The 1,250-nt window shown below is 46.5% G+C and carries 1 protein-coding gene and 1 pseudogene; both read right to left on the bottom strand.

All coding sequences use genetic code 11. The features are described from left to right. Positions 1-134: 134 nt before the first annotated feature. Positions 135-452, bottom strand: a complete 318-nt coding sequence (locus JGK39_RS33505; protein ID WP_293299145.1) for a hypothetical protein — start codon at positions 450-452, stop codon at positions 135-137. Between the two features lie 140 nt (positions 453-592). Beyond that, a pseudogene (locus JGK39_RS33500) lies at positions 593-1,250 on the bottom strand (hypothetical protein); the annotation flags it as partial.

Raw genomic sequence — 1,250 nt, 5'->3', positions numbered from 1 at the left:
AAAAAGCCTCAAATGATTGCAGAGCAATTATTTGAGGTTTTGAGAATTCTGAATTCTTTTGAAATTAAATCCGATCGAATATCTGCGGAATGTGGGTTTCAATTCAAGCCTGAGCGATTCATCGTTGCCATCGCTCAGGCTCTCAATTTTCCCAGCCGTTCCTCAATAGCGGCCATGCGTTCCATCACGGGGTCAAGACTTGAGTTCACAGCCTTGTCTACGATGTCTACAACATCTGTAGACACGAAACTATCATTGCCTCGTGTAGACAAATCCGCAGATATTGTAGACACAACATCGTTCCTTGTTGTAGACAGTGTAGACGTGCCTGAAATTTCCTTGAGAATGCGTTGTGCAGCTTGACTTACCGACTCACCATCTAGCCTCTGAGCTTCTATCCAGTTGAGGAAGTGGCCGGAAGCTCTGAACGATACGACTTGACTTTGACTCATTGTAGACACCTGTAAACAGTATCTGTCTACAATAACTCATTCTGTCTACAGTGTCAACAAATTGTCTACAGAACTTGTAGACATGAAAATCCCCCAATTAAGGGGGATGAGAGTGGGCCGTCAGTTGTGAGGCAGAGGCTCTAAATTTTCCGCAAGTTACAGAAGAGCATTGAAATTACCCGTCCGCCCCTCATGCCTTCTCGCTCTTGCCAGTCAACCTTGCAACTGATGCTCGTGTGAATCTCAACGATGCGACCGTGCCAGTTGTAGCTAGAGTCCTCTGGTCTGTTGCCAGCCACTTTGTCTCCAATTCTGAAAGCTTTGAGCGGGTCGGAGCAAGGGACGCCGGTGAGTAGTTCTACCAGTTTTTGTTTGTCAGAGAGGGTGAGTTTTGCTATTCCATTGCACAATTCCAAAATAGTTGGGTTTAGTGCTCCAGCATCTCCAGCAGCGCTCTGTGTAAGGATTGTTTGCTCCAGCAGTGCTCCAGCAGAAATTTTTTGCTGGAGCACTGCTGGAGCAGATATCCTTGCTGTGTCTACTGCTGGAGATGCTGGAGCACTTTCTCCACTTTTTTCAGACTTTTGTTTCCTGATACCGAGATAGTAAAAATCACCCATTGTCCGCTGAGACTCGAAGCCCCGTTCTGTATGCCGATGTTTCTCCAGCTTAGGGAAAATCTCACAAAGCCGAGCGTACAACTGGTTTATAGCCTTCACGGGCTTATCCCACTGGTTAGGTAGCTCGTTCCAGATTAATTTCTCCTTGCCCTTCTCGTTCCACTCAAGCTCAAGTATC

This window comes from Microcoleus sp. PH2017_12_PCY_D_A, assembly GCF_020738565.1.
Taxonomy (GTDB): domain Bacteria; phylum Cyanobacteriota; class Cyanobacteriia; order Cyanobacteriales; family Microcoleaceae; genus Microcoleus.
The sequence above is the reverse complement of the archived record's forward strand: the minus strand, read 5'-3'. Positions and strand labels throughout refer to the sequence as shown.